The following is a 16434-nucleotide window of genomic DNA, read 5'->3' on the forward strand; positions in this document are numbered from 1 at the left end:
GGACCGATGAGATCAAACGACATTCCCGCGGAGTTCGAGGACCTGCTGAGCCGCGCCGGCCGGCGCGTGCTGGCGGGCACGCATCCTTTGTGCGGGGCGCTGGCCAATCCGCGCACGCGGTTCCTGGCGGCGGAGGACCTGCTCGACCGCGCGAAGGTGGCGCGGCTCCGGCGCGCGCTCGAGACCGAGCTGGAGGACACGCTGGAGCCGATCGAGCGGCCGATCCCGCCCGACACGATCTTCGGGATGGAGCAGGACTATGCCGAGCTGCTGCCCAAGAGCAGCCGGGCGCGCACCATCTATTTCGAGAGCCGCCGCGAGCCCGGCGTGAAGGCCGCCGAACGGATCGGCCTTGCGCGCATGATGCGCAGCCAGAGTTTCCGGGCCTTCGCCGAGGCGCTGGCGGGACGCCCGCTAAAATCGGGTTGGGGCCTGCAGGTGCTGCGCTACGGGCCGGGCGACTATGCCGGCCCGCACAACGACCATCATCCCGAGAACGAGGCGGCGAAGGGCGGTTACATCGACCTGCATCTCAGCCTGTGCACCCCCGGCGTCGAGCACCAGTGGCTGGTCTACAGCCGCGCCGGCCATTTTAGCGAGATCGTGTCGGTGGCCGGACCCTCGACCGTAACGGCCTATCGCCTGCCCTTCTGGCACTACACGACGCCGCTGGTCGGCACGCCGAAAGCCGGCCGCTGGGTGCTGCTGGGGACGTTCCTCTATCGGTGAGGCGAAGGTTCAAGACAGGTCCTTCGCTGCGCTCGGGATGACTATTGGTGGGGCAATAAACCCCGTGTCATCCCGAGCGCAGCGAGGGACCTTTGCCGTCTTGCTAATCCCTGTCCGGCGCGCCCAGCGGGAAGAGCGGGCGGAACGGCCGCGCGTCGTCGACGCAGCGGGCGAAAGACGGTCTTGCGAGCAGGCGCGTGCGATAGGCGCGCAGCACCGGATAGGATTCGGGGATCCGGTGCACCCAGTCGGCATAGAACAGCGATGGTGCGGCGGCGCAGTCGGCCAGCGTGAAGTCGCTGCCGGTGGCCCAGGGGCGGCCGGCCAGCTCGGCGTCGAGCCAGGCGTAGGCGCGCTCCAGTTTCTCGATGGCTTCGTCGTGGCCGTCCTTGCGCTTGGTCGGATCGCCCGTAAGGGCGCCGTCGACCGCGAGCTGCATCATGTTCATCACGTGCAGATCGAAAAAGCGGTCGAGGAAGCGCACGTCGAGCGCCACCATCGGGTCGGCCGGGATCAGGCGCACCGGGCCGGGATGCGCGAGCTGCAGATACTCGATGATGATGCTGGTCTCGACGACGGTGCGCTCGCCGTCGACCAGCACCGGGAACTTGCGCAACGGCCAGCGCTTCAGCCACTCCCCGACATGCTCGGGCGTTTCCTGCCCGAGCGCGCGGAACTCGAACGGCGTGCCGTTCTCGTAGAGCGCCATCAACACCTTCTGGGTGTAGGACGAAAAGAGGTGGCCGTAGATCGCAAGCGACATTGCCAGGGGCTCCCGTTCAGCCGGTCTTCTTCCAGGAAGCGGCCCGCGCGAGCAAACGTTCCGCCCGAATGACGATCGGCAGGTCGACCATGCTGCCCTCGAAGGCGACCGCGCCCTCGCCATTGGCCTTGGCGACCTCGAAGGCCGCGAGCAGGCGCCGCGCACGGTCGACCTCGGCGTCGGAGGCACCGTATTCCTCGTTGATGATCGGCAGGTGCGCGGGATGGATGCACGAGGCCGTGGTGAAGCCCAGTTCGCGGCCGCGCTTCAGGCCGGCGCGATAGGAGTCGAGATCGTCGATCTTGGCGAGCTGGCCCATCGAGCCCATTGGCAGGATGCCGGCGGCGCGGCAGGCGGCCAGTCCCTGCATGGCGAAGACGTACATGCTGTCGGCCGACGGGATCGCGCCCATGTCGGTGGCAAAATCCTCACCGCCGACCGACATGCCGGCCATGCGTGGCTCGGCGGCGATGGCGAAGAGATGCGGCAGGGCGGCCACCGTCTCGATCAGCACCAGGAAGCGCGTATGGCCGATCTCCATGCCGAGCTGCATCTCGCGCTCGGTCACCAGTTCGGCCAGCAGGCGCACATGCTCGGGCCCCATCACCTTGGGCAGCATCAGCGCCGAGACGCCGGGCATCACGGCCGCTTCGATGTCGGGCACGGCCAGTTCGAGCGGGCGGTTGATGCGGACCACGACGTCGGCGCCGTTCTGGGACACCCGCGGCACGGCGGCGGCGATCGCGGCGCGGGCCTCCGCCTTCTTCGACGGGATGATCGAATCCTCGAGGTCGAGGATCAGCGCATCGGCGCCGCGCGTGTGGGCCTTGGCGATGAAGCGTTCGGCCAGCACCGGCACGAACATCAGCGAGCGCCAGTTCGGCGTGGGACGGGTGGTCATTTCATTGTTCTCCGGAAGAAGTCAGCGCAGGCCGACGGGCACGACGCTGATCGAGTTCTGCGGGCTGCCCTCGATCACGCGGTCGGTATAGGTGAGATAGATGAGAGCGCGGCGCTTGGGGTCGTAGAAGCGCACGACCTGGGTGGTCTTGAAGATCAGCGAGGCGCGCTCGCTGAACACCTCGTGCGGGCTCTTGAGCTTCTCGGCCTTGTCGCCGTCGATCGGGCCGACCTGGTGGCAGGAGATCGACGCATAGGGCGGGTCCTCCGCCAGGCCGACCATGCCCTTGAAGCCGCCGGTGCGGGCGCGCGCGAGATAGCAGGTGATTCCCCCGAGGTCGGGGTCGTCGAACGCCTCGACCACGATCTTGTCGTTGGGGCCCAGCCACTTGAAGCGATAGCCGACCGAGCCGATTTCTTCGGCCGCTGCGGGACCGGCGACCATGAGGGCGAGGACGGCGAGGATCGCGCGTTTCATGTCAGACTCCTTTGCTGGCCGGACGTGTGGCGAGGAACAGGCCGGGCAGCACCAGCACCGTTCCGATGAGATGATACCATTGCGGCGCCTCGCCGAGGATGATCCAGGCGAGAATGCCGACATAGAGCGGCCCGAGATACATCGATACGCTGGTGACCGACGGTCCGAGCTCGCGCACGCAATAGGCGAAGGCGCCATAGGCGCCGACGCCGGGAATGACGGCGAGCACCAGGAACGAGGCCCAGGTGCGCCAGTCGGCGAGGTCCGGCGCCTGCCAGAACAGTGCCTCGCCGACCGTGAACGGCAACAGCACGAGAGAGCCCGCGACGGAGATGGCGCAAAGTCTGGTGAGTGGATCGAGCGCGCTCGGCCGCGCCTTGAGCAGCACCGAGTAGAGTCCCCAGCAGGCGGAGGCGGCGGCGATCCAGAGGTCGCCCTCGGTGAACTGTACCGCCAGCAGATTCTCGAGGCGGCCCTTGGCGAACACCGCGGCGACGCCAGCCAGGCAGAGCACGATGCCCGCGATGCGGCCTGCCGTCAGCCGCTCGCGATAGAGCAGGCGGCCCAGCGCCACGACCAGGATCGGCGAGGCGGCGTAGATCAGGCCGATGTTCAGCGCCGGCACCGAGCGCGCGCCGATATAGACCCAGGCCCCGCAGATCCACATGCCGATCGCCCCCAGCAGGAGCAGGTCGCGCCATTCGCGCGAGAGCGCGGCGCGATGGCGCACCAGACGCGGCCACGCGAACGGCAGCAGCAGCAGGGCGACGAAGAACCACCGCCCCAGCGCCAGCGCGTTCGGCGGCACGAACGTGGCGTAGCGCGCCATCAGCATATTGACGGCGAACATCGCGGGCGTGAGCAGCAACAGCGTCCAGGCGATGCGACGGCGGGTAAGGGACGACACGGCGGTGTTCTAGCACGGGGAGGTTCGGAAACAGCCCGTCGTCTCGACCGGAGCCTCGCGCCGCGAGGCGGAGCGGAGAGACCTTCTCTCCACTAAAAGCCGGCTCATTGTTGAGAGAATGTCTCTCCGCTACGCGCCTTCGGCGCTTTGGTCGAGACGACGGAGTAGACCGTTCGACGTCCTCAGCTCGGGCGCAACCCGTCCTTCGGGTATTCGCCGCCGGCATCCTTGATGGCCTGCTTGTAATTCTTCTCCGAGTTGAAGGGCTCCATCTTCGGGAAGTCGCGCGGCTTGCCCGGGCGGATCTCGCCGGTCGACGGCGTCACGATCAGCAGTTCGCCCTTGCGGCCGAGCAGCGGAATCTCGCGCTTCCAGCGGGAGTAGACGCGCCGCGCCGTCGCCGAGTAATCGACATAGGTCTCGAACTCGCTCGGATCCTTGATGAACAGCGCCTCGTAGGCGGTGATGAACTCCTCGACGAACGTGCGGTCGACGACCTCGAGATTGGACATCATCCAGCAGCGGTCCTGGAACACCCAGTAGGTGCCGATGCCGACGAACTGCTTCTGCCGCGTCAGGTAGGGAAAGAAGGGGAAGCCGCGACAGGCGATCGTGCGGTTGTCGCGCTCGCAGTGCCGCGCGCCCTTGCAGTGGATCGCCATGCAGTCGGAGGTCAGCTCCTCGACGATCATCCGGGTGGAATAATCGTAGGGCTTGAACTTGGACCACAGGTCGGTGCGGGTCTTGAGCAGCTCCCACTCGGCCTTGTGCACGACGGGTACTGCGTTCTGCGTCGAACAGCAGACCGGCTCGCCTTCGTTCAGCGGCGCGCACTTGCGGCCACAATCGAAGCGCGAGACCGGCGCGTTGAAGCCCTCGTACAGGCTCGCGAAGTCGGCCGCGCTTATCTTTGATTTCTTGGTGCTAGGGGGCATGTATTTGCTGTAGCCCGATCCGTCTGTGAAAGAACAGTTACGGAATTATAACAGCCTGCCGCCGAATAGCTTCACGAAACGGGCAGGACCCGCCAGACGACGGTCTCGCGCATGCCCCGGTTCTCGAGCTGCAGCGAGGTCGGTATTTCATAGCGACCGCGCTCCTCGAGGCCCTGGGCGCTGAAATAGTTGCGGCCGGGGTCGCCCAGCAGGACCAGCCGGCCCCTGGCGGCATGGCTGCGCAGCCAGGCCAGCGCCTGCTCCGACATCTCGCGCTCGTAACAGACGTCGCCCGCGATCACGACGTCGGCCTCGGGCTCTCCCGGCACCCCGGCCAGCCAGTCCTCGCTGCTCGTCTCGATGGAAAGACCGTTGGCCGTGGCGTTCAGCCCTGCGGCGACCAGGGACAGCCGGTCGATGTCGTTGGCCACCACCGAGGCCGCACCGCAGTGCGCCGCCGCCAGCGAGGAGACGCCCGAGCCGGCGGCGAAGTCGATCACCCGCTTGCCCCTGACCAGGTCGGGATTGTCGAGCAGGTGGCGCGCGATCGCCTGGCCGCCCGGCCAGCAGAAGGCCCAGTAGGGCGGATCGACGTTCTTCTCCTCCAGCCACGACTCGGTGGCCTGCCAGATCGGCACATACTCGCTGGCCAGCCAGAGTCTGAACTCCGGCACCATCGCCGGCGCTTCGAGGGCGGTGTTGGCGCGGATGAATCCTTCGGGATCGTCGGGGAGTCTCGACATCAGTGAATCCTGTCGACGATGACGGCCGCCAGCATCAGCCAGCCGACCAGGCGGTTGGACTTGAAGCGCATCAGGCAGTCGGCCTGGTCGTGGGGTTTCAGCAGTGCGATCTGCCACACCAGGTGCGCGGCGATGCCGGCCAGCAGGACGAAATAGCCGACGCCCAGCGGCGCCAGCAGGCCGGTCGCGATCCAGAATCCGATCGCCAGCACCGCAAAAAAACTCAGCCAGCGCCGCGGCGCGGCGGCGAAGCGGCGGGCCGTCGAACGCACGCCGACCACCGCATCGTCGCGCTGGTCCTGCATGGCGTAGATCGTGTCGTAGACCATCGTCCACGCGACGCCGCCGAAATAGAGCGCGACGGTGGCCCAGGACAGCGTCTGGGTGACGGCGGCGTAGCCCACCAGCGCGCCCCAGTTGAAGGCGAAGCCCAGCACCACTTGCGGCCAGGAGGTGATCCTCTTCATCGTCGGATAGATCGCGACCAGCAGCAGCGAGAGCAGCGCCACGCCGCCCGCGAACTTGTTGAGCTTGAACAGCACGGCGGCGCCGACCGCGCCCTGCAGCGCCATCCAGATCAGCGCGTGATGCAGCTTCAGCTCGCCCGACGGCAGCGGCCGGCCGCGCGTGCGCTCAACGCCGGCATCGACCTTGCGGTCGACGATGTCGTTCCAGGTGCAGCCCGCGCCGCGCATGGCGATGGCGCCCAGCGCAAACAGCGCCATCAGGCCCGCGAGCCGGCCCCAGTCGGGTGCGGCGGCCAGCGCCAGCGACCACCAGCAGGGAAACAGCAGCAGCCAGATGCCGATCGGCCGGTCCCAGCGCGCCAGCCGCCCGTAGGGACGCGCCCAGGGCGGCAGGTAGCGCAGCGTCCAGTGAGTCTGGTCGATATCGGTGAAGCCGGTTGTCCGCCCGGCGGTCATGGCGTCATCATGGGCGTCATCATGCAGCTATGCGCGACAATGATCCATGAAGGCAAACAGATGAGCAGGGATCCATGAGTATCGGGCGTCTCTTCGTGGAGGCCGATCTCGCGGCCGGGGCCGAAGTCCCGCTGGACGAGGCCCAGGTCCATTACCTGCGCCACGTGATGCGCCGGCCCGACGGCGCGCCGCTGCTGCTGTTCAACGGCCGCGACGGCGAATGGCGCGGCACCCTGTCGGCGCGCGGCAAGAAGTCGGCGGTCGCCGAACTGGGCGAGCGCACCCGCGAGCAGGTGCCGGAGCCCGATGTCTGGCTGTGCTTCGCGCCGGTGAAGCGCGCCCGCATCGACTATATCGCCGAAAAGGCGACCGAACTCGGCGTCGCCGTCCTGCAGCCCGTGGTGACGCGCCACACGGCGGTGGAGAGGGTGAATGTCGGCCGTCTGAGGGCCAATGCGATCGAGGCTGCGGAGCAGACCGAGCGGCTCACGGTGCCGGATGTGCGCGAACCGGTCGATCTCGGAAAGTTGCTCGACGGCTGGCCCGAGGGACGGCGCCTGATGATGTGCGACGAGACCGGCGGCGGGCCGCCCATTGCCGAGGCGCTGTCGCGGCTCGACGATGCGGCGCGCGCGGCCCCCTGGGCGATCGTGATCGGTCCCGAGGGCGGCTTCGCCGAAATCGAGCTGCAGGCTCTGCGTCGCATAAAGGATGTAACGTCGGTGGGCCTCGGTCCGCGCATCCTGCGGGCCGACACCGCGGCGCTGGCAGCGCTGGCATGCTGGCAGGCGTTCCTGGGTGACTGGCGCCGCCCGACACCGCGTCTCAGCGGCGATTATAGCGCCTCCAGGGTTACCGTCTGAGCGCTTGCGCAGGCCCCCGGCGATGTGGGAGAGAGCGAATCGAACAGGATGAACCAGCCGCAGGCTCGCGTGAGGATTTCTCATGCGACCGCGCCGCTCCAGCAGCCCTCACAAGGCACGGAGCGATCAGGGAGAGTTGATCGTATGTCCGCACCTCCGTCGGGCGGCGGCGCGCCGATCGAAAATCGGCGGCAGCTGATCGAGTATTTCGCGGCCGGCAACAAGCCCCGCGCGCAATGGCGCATGGGCACCGAGCACGAGAAATTCGGCTACCACACCAAGACCCTGAAGCCACTGGCCTATGACGGGCCGGACGGTATTCGCGCCATGCTCGAAGGCCTGACGCGATTCGGCTGGGAGCCGGTGATCGAAGGCAACAACCCGATCGCGCTGCTGCGCGACAAGGCCAGCATCACGCTGGAGCCGGGGGGGCAGTTCGAACTGTCCGGTGCGCCGCTCGAGACACTGCACGAGGCCGCGGCCGAGAACGCTCAGCATATCGACGAGGTGAAGCAGGTCGCGGGCGAGATCGGCGCGTCGTTCATCGGCCTGGGCTTCGCGCCGGAATGGACGCGCGAGGACATGCACTGGATGCCCAAGGGCCGCTACAAGATCATGCGCGACTACATGCCGAAGGTCGGCACGCTCGGTCTCGACATGATGCTGCGGACCTGCACCGTGCAGACCAACCTCGACTTCGACTCCGAAGCCGACATGGTGAAGAAGTTCCGTGTCTCGCTGGCGCTGCAGCCGATCGCCACGGCGCTGTTCGCCAACTCGCCCTTCAAGGAGGGCAAGGAGGCCGGTTTCAAGAGCTACCGCAGCCACATCTGGACCGATACCGATCCCGACCGTTGCGGCATGCTGCCCTTCGTGTTCGAGGACGGATTCGGCTTCGAGCGTTACGTCGACTACATGCTCGATGTGCCGATGTACTTCGTCTATCGCGACGGCAGGTACATCGATGCCTCCGGCCAGAACTTCCGCGACTTCCTGGAGGGCAAGCTGCCGGCGCGGCCGGGCGAGCTGCCCTCGATCAACGACTGGGCCGATCACATCACCACGGCCTTCCCCGAGGTGCGGCTGAAGCGCTACCTCGAAATGCGCGGTGCCGACGCAGGCCCTCTGGGTGCGCTCAATGCGTTGCCGGCGCTGTGGGTCGGACTGCTCTACGACCAGGGCGCGCTCGACGCGGCGTGGGACCTGGTGAAGGACTGGACCACCGCGGATCACGACTACCTGCGCGCCGAGACGCCGAAGTCGGGTCTCGCCACGATGTTCCGCGGTCGCGTCCTGTCGGAATTGGCGCGCGAGGTCGTCGAGATCGCGCATGCCGGCCTGCGGGCGCGCAAGCAGCTCAATGCCGACGGCGCCGACGAGACGATGTACCTTGCGCCGCTCGACCGTGCCGTCGCCAGCGGCCAGGCGCCGGCCGACGAACTCCTCGCCAAGTGGCATGGTGAATGGAAAGGGTCTTTCGCGGCGCTGTTCCGCGACTGTGCCTACTGAGGTAAGGTCGCGGCATGCTCGATCGATGCGACCGCGTCCAGATCGCCGTGCACGACGCCGCCAAGGCGGCGCAGCGCTTCGGCCAGTTGCTCGGCAGTCAGGTGTCGCGGCACGACCATAGCCGCCACCTCTCGGCCAAGCGTACCATTCTTGCCGTCGGCGAGAGCGAATTCGAGCTCTGCGAAGCCGACGGCGCAGGCCTCACCCAGGATTTCCTGAGCCGGCGCGGCGAAGGCCTGATGACGGCGGGCTACTGCACCGCCGACCTCGACGGCATGGTGAAGCGCTGGGAAGGTCTCGGCATTCCCTACGATCTCGACAACGAGCAGCTCTATCTGTCGGCCGAGACGACCTTTGGGCTGCCGATGGTGATTTCCGAGAGCACTTATCGCCCAAGGGTCGGGCCGGTATCGTTCCTCTACGAGACCACCAACACGCTGATGAGCGACTGGCGACGAGCCGCCGCGGTCTATGCCGGGCTGTTCGGACTTGATCCGTCGCGCTTCAGCGACATCGGCAGCGAGCGCTTCGGCTATATCGGCACGCTCACTTTGTTCGATCCGCCCAACCGGCTCGACCGCATCGAACTGAGCCAGGTCACCGACAACGTCCATGCGATGGGCCGCTACGCCCACAAGCACGGCGACTCGCTCTACATGTGCTACGTCGAGGTCCACGACTGGCCGAACGTGCGCCAGCGCCTGCTCGACGCCGGTGCGCGCTACACGCCCCGCGGATCCGATCCCGTCACCGATCCCGACGGCGGCTGGATCCACCCGAAGGAACTGCACGGGGTGCTGCTCGGCGTCTCGCGCACCGGGCTGGCCTGGGACTGGTCTGGCCGCGAAGAATTGGTGCCCCCCGCATGAGTTTGTTGAAGAGTATTGGAATGACCCGTCGTTCGTTCGTATTCACCGCTCCGGCCCTGTCGGCGGTACCGACGGTCGCCTATGCCCAGGCGGCCGAGTGGCAGACCGTGGTCGGTCCCGACCTGCGCTTCCGGCTGGAGATGCCGGCGCCGGCCAACAAGAGTGCGGCGGCCGAGAAGGAAAAGGGTCATGCCGGCGAGCGGGTCGCCTGGGCCGCCAAGCGTGCCGACGAGATGTTCGACTTCGACTATGTCGACTACGAGCCCGGCTGGTTCTCGTCGAAGGACAGCAAGGAGATGGCACGCGAGCTGGGGCGCGGCGAGGCCGAGAAGGCTTTCCCGCGCGCCACGTTCAAGTACGTGCTCGACGAGCCGGTGACCCTGCAGGGTTGGGACGGCTACGCGCTCGACATCGCCGATCAGCAGGGCGCGCTGGTGATGATGCGCACCTATATCGTCAAGGACCGGCTCTATCGCCTGCTGGTCACGGCCAAGAACGACGAGGAGACGAAGGCGGCGGCCGCGCGTTTCCTCGGCTCGCTCAGATTTGCGGAGACCAAGAGCTAGGATGCGTATCTGCATTTTCGGCGCCGGCGCGATCGGCGGCAACTATGCCACGCGCCTCGCGGCCGCCGGCAATGACGTTTCCGTCGTCGCCCGCGGTCCCCATCTCGAGGCGATCCGGGCCAACGGCCTCACGCTCCTGACCGGCGACAAGACGATCGTCGCCAAGGTGAAGGCGAGCGACAGACCGGCCGATCTCGGCCCGCAGGACGTGGTGATCTCGACCTTGAAGGCCTCCAGCCTGTCGGCGGTCGCCGAAACGGTGGCGCCGCTGCTGGGCCCCGGCACGCCCGTCGTGTTTGCCCAGAACGGCATTCCCTGGTGGTACGGCCACGGGCTGGGCAAGGGCCGGCCCAAGGCGCCCGACCTGTCGCGGCTCGATCCCGGCGGCGCGCTGCTCAAGGCGGTGGGGTTCGACCGCACCCTGGGTGGCGTCATCACCTCGTCCAACCACGTGATCGAGCCCGGCGTGGTGCGCAACATCTCGCCCGAGCGCAACGTGCTGTGGGTCGGCGAGCCGGACGATCGCCAGACGCCGCGCATCGAAAAGCTGCGCGAGACTCTGATCGCGGCCGGCATCTCCTCGCCCTCGACCACCGACATCCGCTACGACATCTGGCACAAGCTGATGGCCAACTTCACCGGCTCGACGCTCTGCCTCATCCTGCGCCAGCCCACGACCATCCAGGCGACGCCGATGGTCAATCGCCTGGCGCGCCGCGCCCATGCCGAGGCGCTGGCCATCGCCGCCGCGAACGGCGTCGTGCTCGACGATTCGCCCGAGGTCCGCTACGGGCCGAAGCGCGTCTATCCCGACCACCGCCCGTCGATTTTGCAGGACTATGAGGGTGGCCGTCCGATGGAGGTCGAGGCCATCGTGCGTGCGCCGCTTGCCTTTGCGCGGAGCGCCGGCCTCGACACGCCCACGCTCGACGCCATCGAATCGATTTGCGTCAGCCTCGCGGAATCGAAGGGCCTCTATCAGTCCTGAGGATTCGCGCTGCCGCCTCGGCGGCCAAGGAAGAGCTGCGCGCATGACCCCTCCGTCGGCGTGAGACGCCGCCACCTCCCCATTTGAATGGGGAGGATAGGACTTGTGACATCGCCTCCCCATTCAAATGGGGAGGTGCCCGCGTCGTCGCGGGCGGAGGGTCGAAATCAGGTCGCGGTGCCGCCCACGGTGAGGGCGTCGATGCGCAGGGTCGGCTGGCCGACGCCGACCGGAACGCCCTGGCCGTCCTTGCCGCAGGTGCCGATCCCGGGATCGAGCGACATGTCGTTGCCGACCATGCCGACGCGGGTCAGTGCCTCGGAGCCGGCGCCGATCAGGGTGGCGCCCTTCACGGGGCGGCCGATCTTGCCGTCCTCGATCAGGTAGCCTTCGGTCACGCTGAACACGAACTTGCCCGAGACGATGTCGACCTGGCCGCCACCGAAGTTGGCGCAGTACAGGCCCTTCTTCACGGAGGAGATGATCTCCTTCGGGTCCTTGTCGCCACCCAGCATGAAGGTGTTGGTCATGCGCGGCATCGGTGCGTAGGCATGGCCCTGGCGGCGGCCGTTGCCGGTCGGCTTCACGCCCATCAGGCGGGCGTTCATGCGGTCCTGCATCAGGCCGACCAGGCGGCCGTCCTCGATCAGCACGTTGCGCTGCGTCGGCGTGCCCTCGTCATCGATGGTCAGCGAGCCGCGGCGGTCGTTCAGCGTGCCGTCGTCGACCACGGTGACACCCGGCGAGGCGATCATCTCGCCCATCAGGTGGCTGAACATCGAGGTCTTCTTGCGGTGGAAGTCGCCTTCCAGCCCGTGCCCGACCGCCTCGTGCCACAGCACGCCCGACCAGCCGGCGCCCAGCACGACCGGCATCTCGCCGGCCGGCGCGTCAACGGAGTCGAGGTTGACCAGCGACTGGCGGATCGCCTCGTCGGCTTCCTTCTGCCAGTAGGACGGCAGGAAGATGTCGCCATAGGCGGCGCGGCGGCCGCTGCCGGTGCTGCCGGCCTCCATGCGCGTGCCGTCGGCGCAAACCACGCTGACGTTCAGGCGCACCAGCGGGCGCACGTCGGCGGCGCGCCAGCCGCCGGCGCGCACGATCTCGACGACCTGCCACGAGCCCGACAGCGAGACCGAAACCTGGCGCGCCTTGGGCTCCTTGGCCCGGACGTAGGCGTCGATCTCCTGCATCAGCGCGACCTTCTGGGCGAAGGGCACGCCGTCGATCGGATTGTCGTCGGCATAGAGCAGCCGATTGGTGCCGCGCGGCGATTCGTCGGAGGTGCCGCCGCGGCCGGACCGGACGGTCTTCACCGTCTCGGTCGCGCGCTTCAGCGCCTGCTCGTCGAGCGCCGAGGCGTGGGCGAAGCCCGTCACGTCGCCCGCCACCGAGCGCAGGCCGAAGCCCTGCGAGGTGTCGTAGGACGCGCTCTTCAGCTTGCCGTCGTCGAACGACAGGCTCTCGCTCTGGACATATTCGAGGAACAGCTCGCCGTCGTCGGTGCCGGCCAGCGCGTCGTCGACCATCTTCTCGGTCTTGCGCTTGTCGAGGCCGCCCTTGCCGAAGAACAGGCCGTCGGCGGTGGCGAGATGGTTGATCGATTTGCTCATGGGGAACCTTTCCGACTTCGCGTCATCCTGCCTTCGTCCTGTCATCCTTCGCTACGCTCAGGACGGCATCGAGGCCTCGGACGGCACGGACAATCTATTCAAAATGGGCATTGGCCTTCCTGCGTGCAAGCGCCGCTCACCGCAGTTTGAGCACCAGCTTGCCCTTGAGGTGACGGCGGGCGCTGACCCGCAGCGCATCCGCCGCCTGGGCCAAGCTGAATTCAGTGATTGGAGGTACGCGAACGGCGCCGATGCGGTGAAGCTCCACGATGCGTTCGAGGTGTGCGCGGGTGCGGGGAACGGCGGGCCGCAAGGCGGTGACATCCCCGCGGTTGGGCTTGGGTGCCTGGGCCCCCGAGGCGATGAAGGCCGCGCGTCCACCAGGCTTCAGAACCGAAAACGATCGCATCGCGACGTCGCCGCCCACGGTATCGAACACTGCATCGCAATCGCTTGCCGCCTTAGTGAAGTCGGTCGAATTGTAATCGATGACCTGATCGGCGCCGATCTCGCGCAGATACGGAGCGTTGGCAGCACTTGCCGTGGTGATGACATGGGCGCCGAGATGCTTGGCGAGCTGAATGGCGAAGCTCGCCACGCCGCCAGCACCGCCTTGGATCAGGATCGTTTCGCCCTTCTGCAGCTTAAGGGCGTTTTCGATGGTGCACAAAGCCGTAAGGCCAATAAGCGCCAAGGCTGCGGCTTCGACATGCGTGAGCGTCGCTGGCTTCCTCGCAACGATGGGCGCGCCAATTGCCAGCTTCTCGGCATAGGTGCCATCGCGGCCGGTTTCCAGGACACCGAACACCGCGTCGCCGACACGCAAGTCCGACACGCCATCGCCAAGCGTCGCGACAACGCCGGAGAAGTCGCGTCCCAGGCTCAAGGGAAAGCGGGGCTGACCGGGATATTCGCCGGCACAGACTTTCGCATCGGCGCCATTGATGCTGGCTGCCGCCGTGTCGACGACGATCTGGCCTGGGCCGGCGACGGGATCGGGGAGCTCACCGACGATCAGAACCTCGGGTCCGCCGAATTTTTCGATGTATGCGGCTTTCATGAGGTACCTCTCAGACCACCAGGACGATTTTACCGAAATGAGCGTTCGCCTTCATGTGCGCAAGCGCGGCGGCGGCCTCCGACAGGGGGAAGGTCTTGTCGATCGGCAGGCTGAGCTTGCCCTCCTCGATGGCGGTCCACAGGTCCTTGCGGGCCGCCTGCACGATGTCGCGGACCTCCTCGGGGCTGCGGGTGCGGAAGGTGACGCCGATATAGTCGATGCGCTTCAGCGCATGCAGGTCGAAGTTGAACTCGCCCTTCATGCCGCCCAGCCGGCCGACATTGACGATGCGGCCGAGGATGGCGGCGGCCTCCATGTTCTGGTTCATCACGCCGCCCGAGACCTGGTCGACGATCAGGTCGACGCCCTTGCCGCCGGTCGCTTCCTTGACCTTCTCCGGCCATTTCGGGTCGCGCGTGTCGATCGCCACGTCGCAGCCGAACTCGCCCAGCCGCGCGCGGCGGCCGTCGTTGGTCGAGCTGCCGAGCACGACCGAGGCGCCCATGATCTTGGCGATCTGCATGCCGAGCAGGCCGACGCCCGAGCTGGCGCCCTGGATCAGCACGGTCTCGCCCTTCTTGAGACGGCCGGCGCCGACCAGCGCGTTGTGCATGGTCTGAACGGCCACGGGCATGCAGGCGGCCTGCTCGTAGCTCATGTTGTTGGCCGGGATCTTGTGGGCGCGGCCGGAATCGGTGACGGCGTATTCCGCGAAGCCGCCGGCCGCCGCGCTCATGACCCGGTCGCCCGGCTTGAAGTCCTTCACGTCGGGGCCGACCGCCTCGACTTCGCCGGCGCATTCCAGGCCGACGATGGTGCCGGGACCGCCGATGCGGCCGTGCGAATGGCCGGACGCCACCGCGAGGTCGGCGCGGTTGAGCGACGCCGCCTTCACCTTGATCAGGATTTCGCCCGCCTTGGGCACGGGCTTGGGGGCGTCGGTGAACTGGACGCCCTTATCGGTGACGACGGCTGCCTTCATGGTGATCTCCCTAAACTGTGGAGACACCCTTAGCACATCGGCGGAGGCCGGCGACCGCCTAGGCGATCTTGCTCGTCCGGCCCTGCCAGTAGCGGTCGCGCAGCAGGCGCTTGTAGAGCTTGCCGGTCGGATGGCGCGGCAGCTCCTCCTCGAAGTCGACGCTGCGCGGGCACTTGATGGCGGAGAGGTGCTGCTTGCAGTAGGCGATCAACTCCTCCGCGAGCGCCGGGCCGGCGTCGGCCATGTCGCGCGGCTGCACGACGGCCTTCACTTCCTCGCCGAAGTCCGGGTTCGGCACGCCGAACACGGCGCAGTCCATTACCTTGGGATGGTTGATCAGCAGGTTCTCGCATTCCTGGGGGTAGATGTTCACCCCGCCGGAGATGATCATGAAGGCCTTGCGGTCGGTCAGGTGCAGGAAGCCGTCGGCATCGACATAGCCCACGTCGCCCAAAGTGCTCCAGCCCTTGGGATGGCGCGACTCCGCGGTCTTCTTCGGATCGTTGTGATACTCGAAGGAACGGCCCTCGGCGAAATAGACGGTGCCGGATTCGCCGGTCGGCAGCTCGTTGCCCTCGTCGTCGCAGATCTTGAGCTTGCCGATGATGGCGCGGCCGACCGTGCCTTTGTGCGCCATCCATTCCTGGGCGTTGCACATGGTGAGGCCGTTGCCTTCGGTGCCGCCGTAATACTCCCAGATGATCGGGCCCCACCATTCGATCATCGCTTCCTTGGTCGGGATCGGGCAGGGCGCCGCGGCATGGATCACGCACTTGAGCGACGAGACATCGTACTTCGCGCGCACGTCCTCGGGCAGCTTGAGGAAGCGGACGAACATGGTCGGCACGACCTGGGTGTGCGTGATCCGGTGCCTGGGAATCAGCGACAGATATTCCTCGGCGTCGAAATGCTCCATGATCACCGAAGTGCCGCCCAGCCGCATGACGCTCATGTTGAAGCGCAGCGGAGCCGCATGATAGAGCGGCGCCGGCGACAGATAGACCGTGTCGCTGTCGATGCCGTAGAGCCTGCGACTCACCGCCAGCAGCGGATTGTCGAAGTCGATCGGCTGCTTCTCGACCACCGGCATGACGCCCTTGGGCCGTCCCGTCGTTCCCGACGAGTAGAGCATATCGTGGCCGGCCGTCTCGTCGGCGATCGGCGTGGCAGGAAAGCGCGCAACCGCGTCTTCCCAGGAGTCATAGCCGGGGACCGTGCCGTCGATCATGAAGCGATGCGGCGCACCCTTCATCAGCGGCACCAGCTCGGCGGCCTTGTCGGCCAGCGCCTTCGAGGTGACGAACAGCCGGGCGCCGCAGTCGGTGACGATATAGTCGACCTCGGCGGCAGTGAGCCGCGAACTGATCGCCGTGTAGACTAGGCCCGAGCGCTGCGCGCCCCAGCAGATCTCGAAGAAGCGCGGGTTGTTTTCGAGGAAGATCGCGACATGGTCGCCGGCCTGGAGGCCGAGAGAGCGGAAGAGCTGCGCGATGCGGTTGGACTGCTCGTCGAGCTGGCGATAGGTCACCGTCTCGCCGCTGCCGGCCATGATGTAGGCGGGCTTGTCGGGATGGGTGCGGGCGTGATGATAAGGATGCATGACGGC

General features: G+C 67.0%; 17 protein-coding genes. 6 read left to right on the plus strand and 11 right to left on the minus strand.

The genetic code is table 11. The features are described 5' to 3' along the window. Nucleotides 1-6: 6 nt before the first annotated feature. Complete coding sequence (locus ACQY78_RS23200) at nt 7-729, plus strand: hypothetical protein (RefSeq protein WP_428679307.1); 723 nt, start codon at nt 7-9, stop codon at nt 727-729. 103 nt (nt 730-832) lie between these two features. Here ACQY78_RS23200 and ACQY78_RS23205 read toward each other — a convergent pair whose 3' ends face one another. The 7 genes from ACQY78_RS23205 to ubiA form a co-directional block, all read right to left on the minus strand. Continuing rightward, nucleotides 833-1492, minus strand: a complete 660-nt coding sequence (locus ACQY78_RS23205) for a glutathione S-transferase family protein (RefSeq protein WP_428679309.1) — start codon at nt 1490-1492, stop codon at nt 833-835. A gap of 16 nt (nt 1493-1508) precedes the next feature. After that, nucleotides 1509-2393, minus strand: a complete 885-nt coding sequence (locus ACQY78_RS23210) for an HpcH/HpaI aldolase/citrate lyase family protein (RefSeq protein WP_428679311.1) — start codon at nt 2391-2393, stop codon at nt 1509-1511. 21 nt (nt 2394-2414) lie between these two features. After that, entirely contained in the window at nt 2415-2870 is a 456-nt protein-coding gene (locus tag ACQY78_RS23215; protein WP_428679314.1) for a CreA family protein, read from the minus strand. A 1-nt stretch (nt 2871) separates the two neighbouring features. Continuing rightward, a complete protein-coding gene (locus ACQY78_RS23220; RefSeq protein WP_428679317.1) occupies nt 2872-3777 on the minus strand; it encodes a DMT family transporter in 906 nt (301 codons plus the stop codon). Nucleotides 3778-3959: 182 nt separating this feature from the next. Beyond that, complete coding sequence (locus tag ACQY78_RS23225; protein WP_428679319.1) at nt 3960-4712, minus strand: hypothetical protein; 753 nt, start codon at nt 4710-4712, stop codon at nt 3960-3962. A gap of 71 nt (nt 4713-4783) precedes the next feature. Continuing rightward, nucleotides 4784-5455: a class I SAM-dependent methyltransferase gene (locus tag ACQY78_RS23230; protein WP_428679321.1), complete on the minus strand. Its 672-nt coding sequence runs from the start codon at nt 5453-5455 to the stop codon at nt 4784-4786. Then, on the minus strand, nt 5455-6378 hold the full coding sequence (ubiA, locus tag ACQY78_RS23235) for a 4-hydroxybenzoate octaprenyltransferase (RefSeq protein WP_428679324.1): 924 nt from the start codon (nt 6376-6378) through the stop codon (nt 5455-5457). Before ubiA ends, ACQY78_RS23230 begins: the two co-directional genes overlap by 1 nt. A 74-nt stretch (nt 6379-6452) precedes the next feature. On the opposite strand from ubiA, the gene ACQY78_RS23240 reads away from it, so the two are divergent. The 5 genes from ACQY78_RS23240 (at nt 6453) to ACQY78_RS23260 (ending at nt 11173) form a co-directional block, all read left to right on the plus strand. After that, a complete protein-coding gene (locus ACQY78_RS23240) occupies nt 6453-7241 on the plus strand; it encodes a 16S rRNA (uracil(1498)-N(3))-methyltransferase (protein ID WP_428679327.1) in 789 nt (262 codons plus the stop codon). A 144-nt stretch (nt 7242-7385) separates the two neighbouring features. Then, the gene (locus ACQY78_RS23245; RefSeq protein WP_428679330.1) at nt 7386-8750 is read left to right on the plus strand and encodes a glutamate--cysteine ligase; all 1365 of its coding nucleotides are present in this window, start codon (nt 7386-7388) and stop codon (nt 8748-8750) included. 14 nt (nt 8751-8764) lie between these two features. Next, entirely contained in the window at nt 8765-9619 is an 855-nt protein-coding gene (locus ACQY78_RS23250; protein ID WP_428679332.1) for a VOC family protein, read from the plus strand. A gap of 20 nt (nt 9620-9639) precedes the next feature. After that, nucleotides 9640-10185, plus strand: coding sequence for a hypothetical protein (locus tag ACQY78_RS23255; protein ID WP_428679335.1), 546 nt, complete (start codon nt 9640-9642; stop codon nt 10183-10185). Between the two features lies 1 nt (nt 10186). Further along, on the plus strand, nt 10187-11173 hold the full coding sequence (locus ACQY78_RS23260) for a ketopantoate reductase family protein (protein WP_428679338.1): 987 nt from the start codon (nt 10187-10189) through the stop codon (nt 11171-11173). Nucleotides 11174-11340: 167 nt separating this feature from the next. On the opposite strand, the gene tldD is transcribed toward ACQY78_RS23260, so the two are convergent. The 4 genes from tldD to ACQY78_RS23280 form a co-directional block, all read right to left on the minus strand. After that, the gene (tldD, locus tag ACQY78_RS23265; RefSeq protein WP_428686470.1) at nt 11341-12702 is read right to left on the minus strand and encodes a metalloprotease TldD; all 1362 of its coding nucleotides are present in this window, start codon (nt 12700-12702) and stop codon (nt 11341-11343) included. Nucleotides 12703-12922: 220 nt separating this feature from the next. After that, nucleotides 12923-13846, minus strand: a complete 924-nt coding sequence (locus ACQY78_RS23270; RefSeq protein WP_428679340.1) for an NADP-dependent oxidoreductase — start codon at nt 13844-13846, stop codon at nt 12923-12925. Nucleotides 13847-13856: 10 nt separating this feature from the next. Further along, on the minus strand, nt 13857-14828 hold the full coding sequence (locus tag ACQY78_RS23275; RefSeq protein WP_428679342.1) for a zinc-binding dehydrogenase: 972 nt from the start codon (nt 14826-14828) through the stop codon (nt 13857-13859). A gap of 58 nt (nt 14829-14886) precedes the next feature. Further along, entirely contained in the window at nt 14887-16428 is a 1542-nt protein-coding gene (locus ACQY78_RS23280; protein ID WP_428679345.1) for an AMP-binding protein, read from the minus strand. Between the last annotated feature and the right edge of the window lie 6 nt (nt 16429-16434).

The organism is Reyranella sp. (assembly GCF_965279625.1).
GTDB lineage: Bacteria > Pseudomonadota > Alphaproteobacteria > Reyranellales > Reyranellaceae > Reyranella.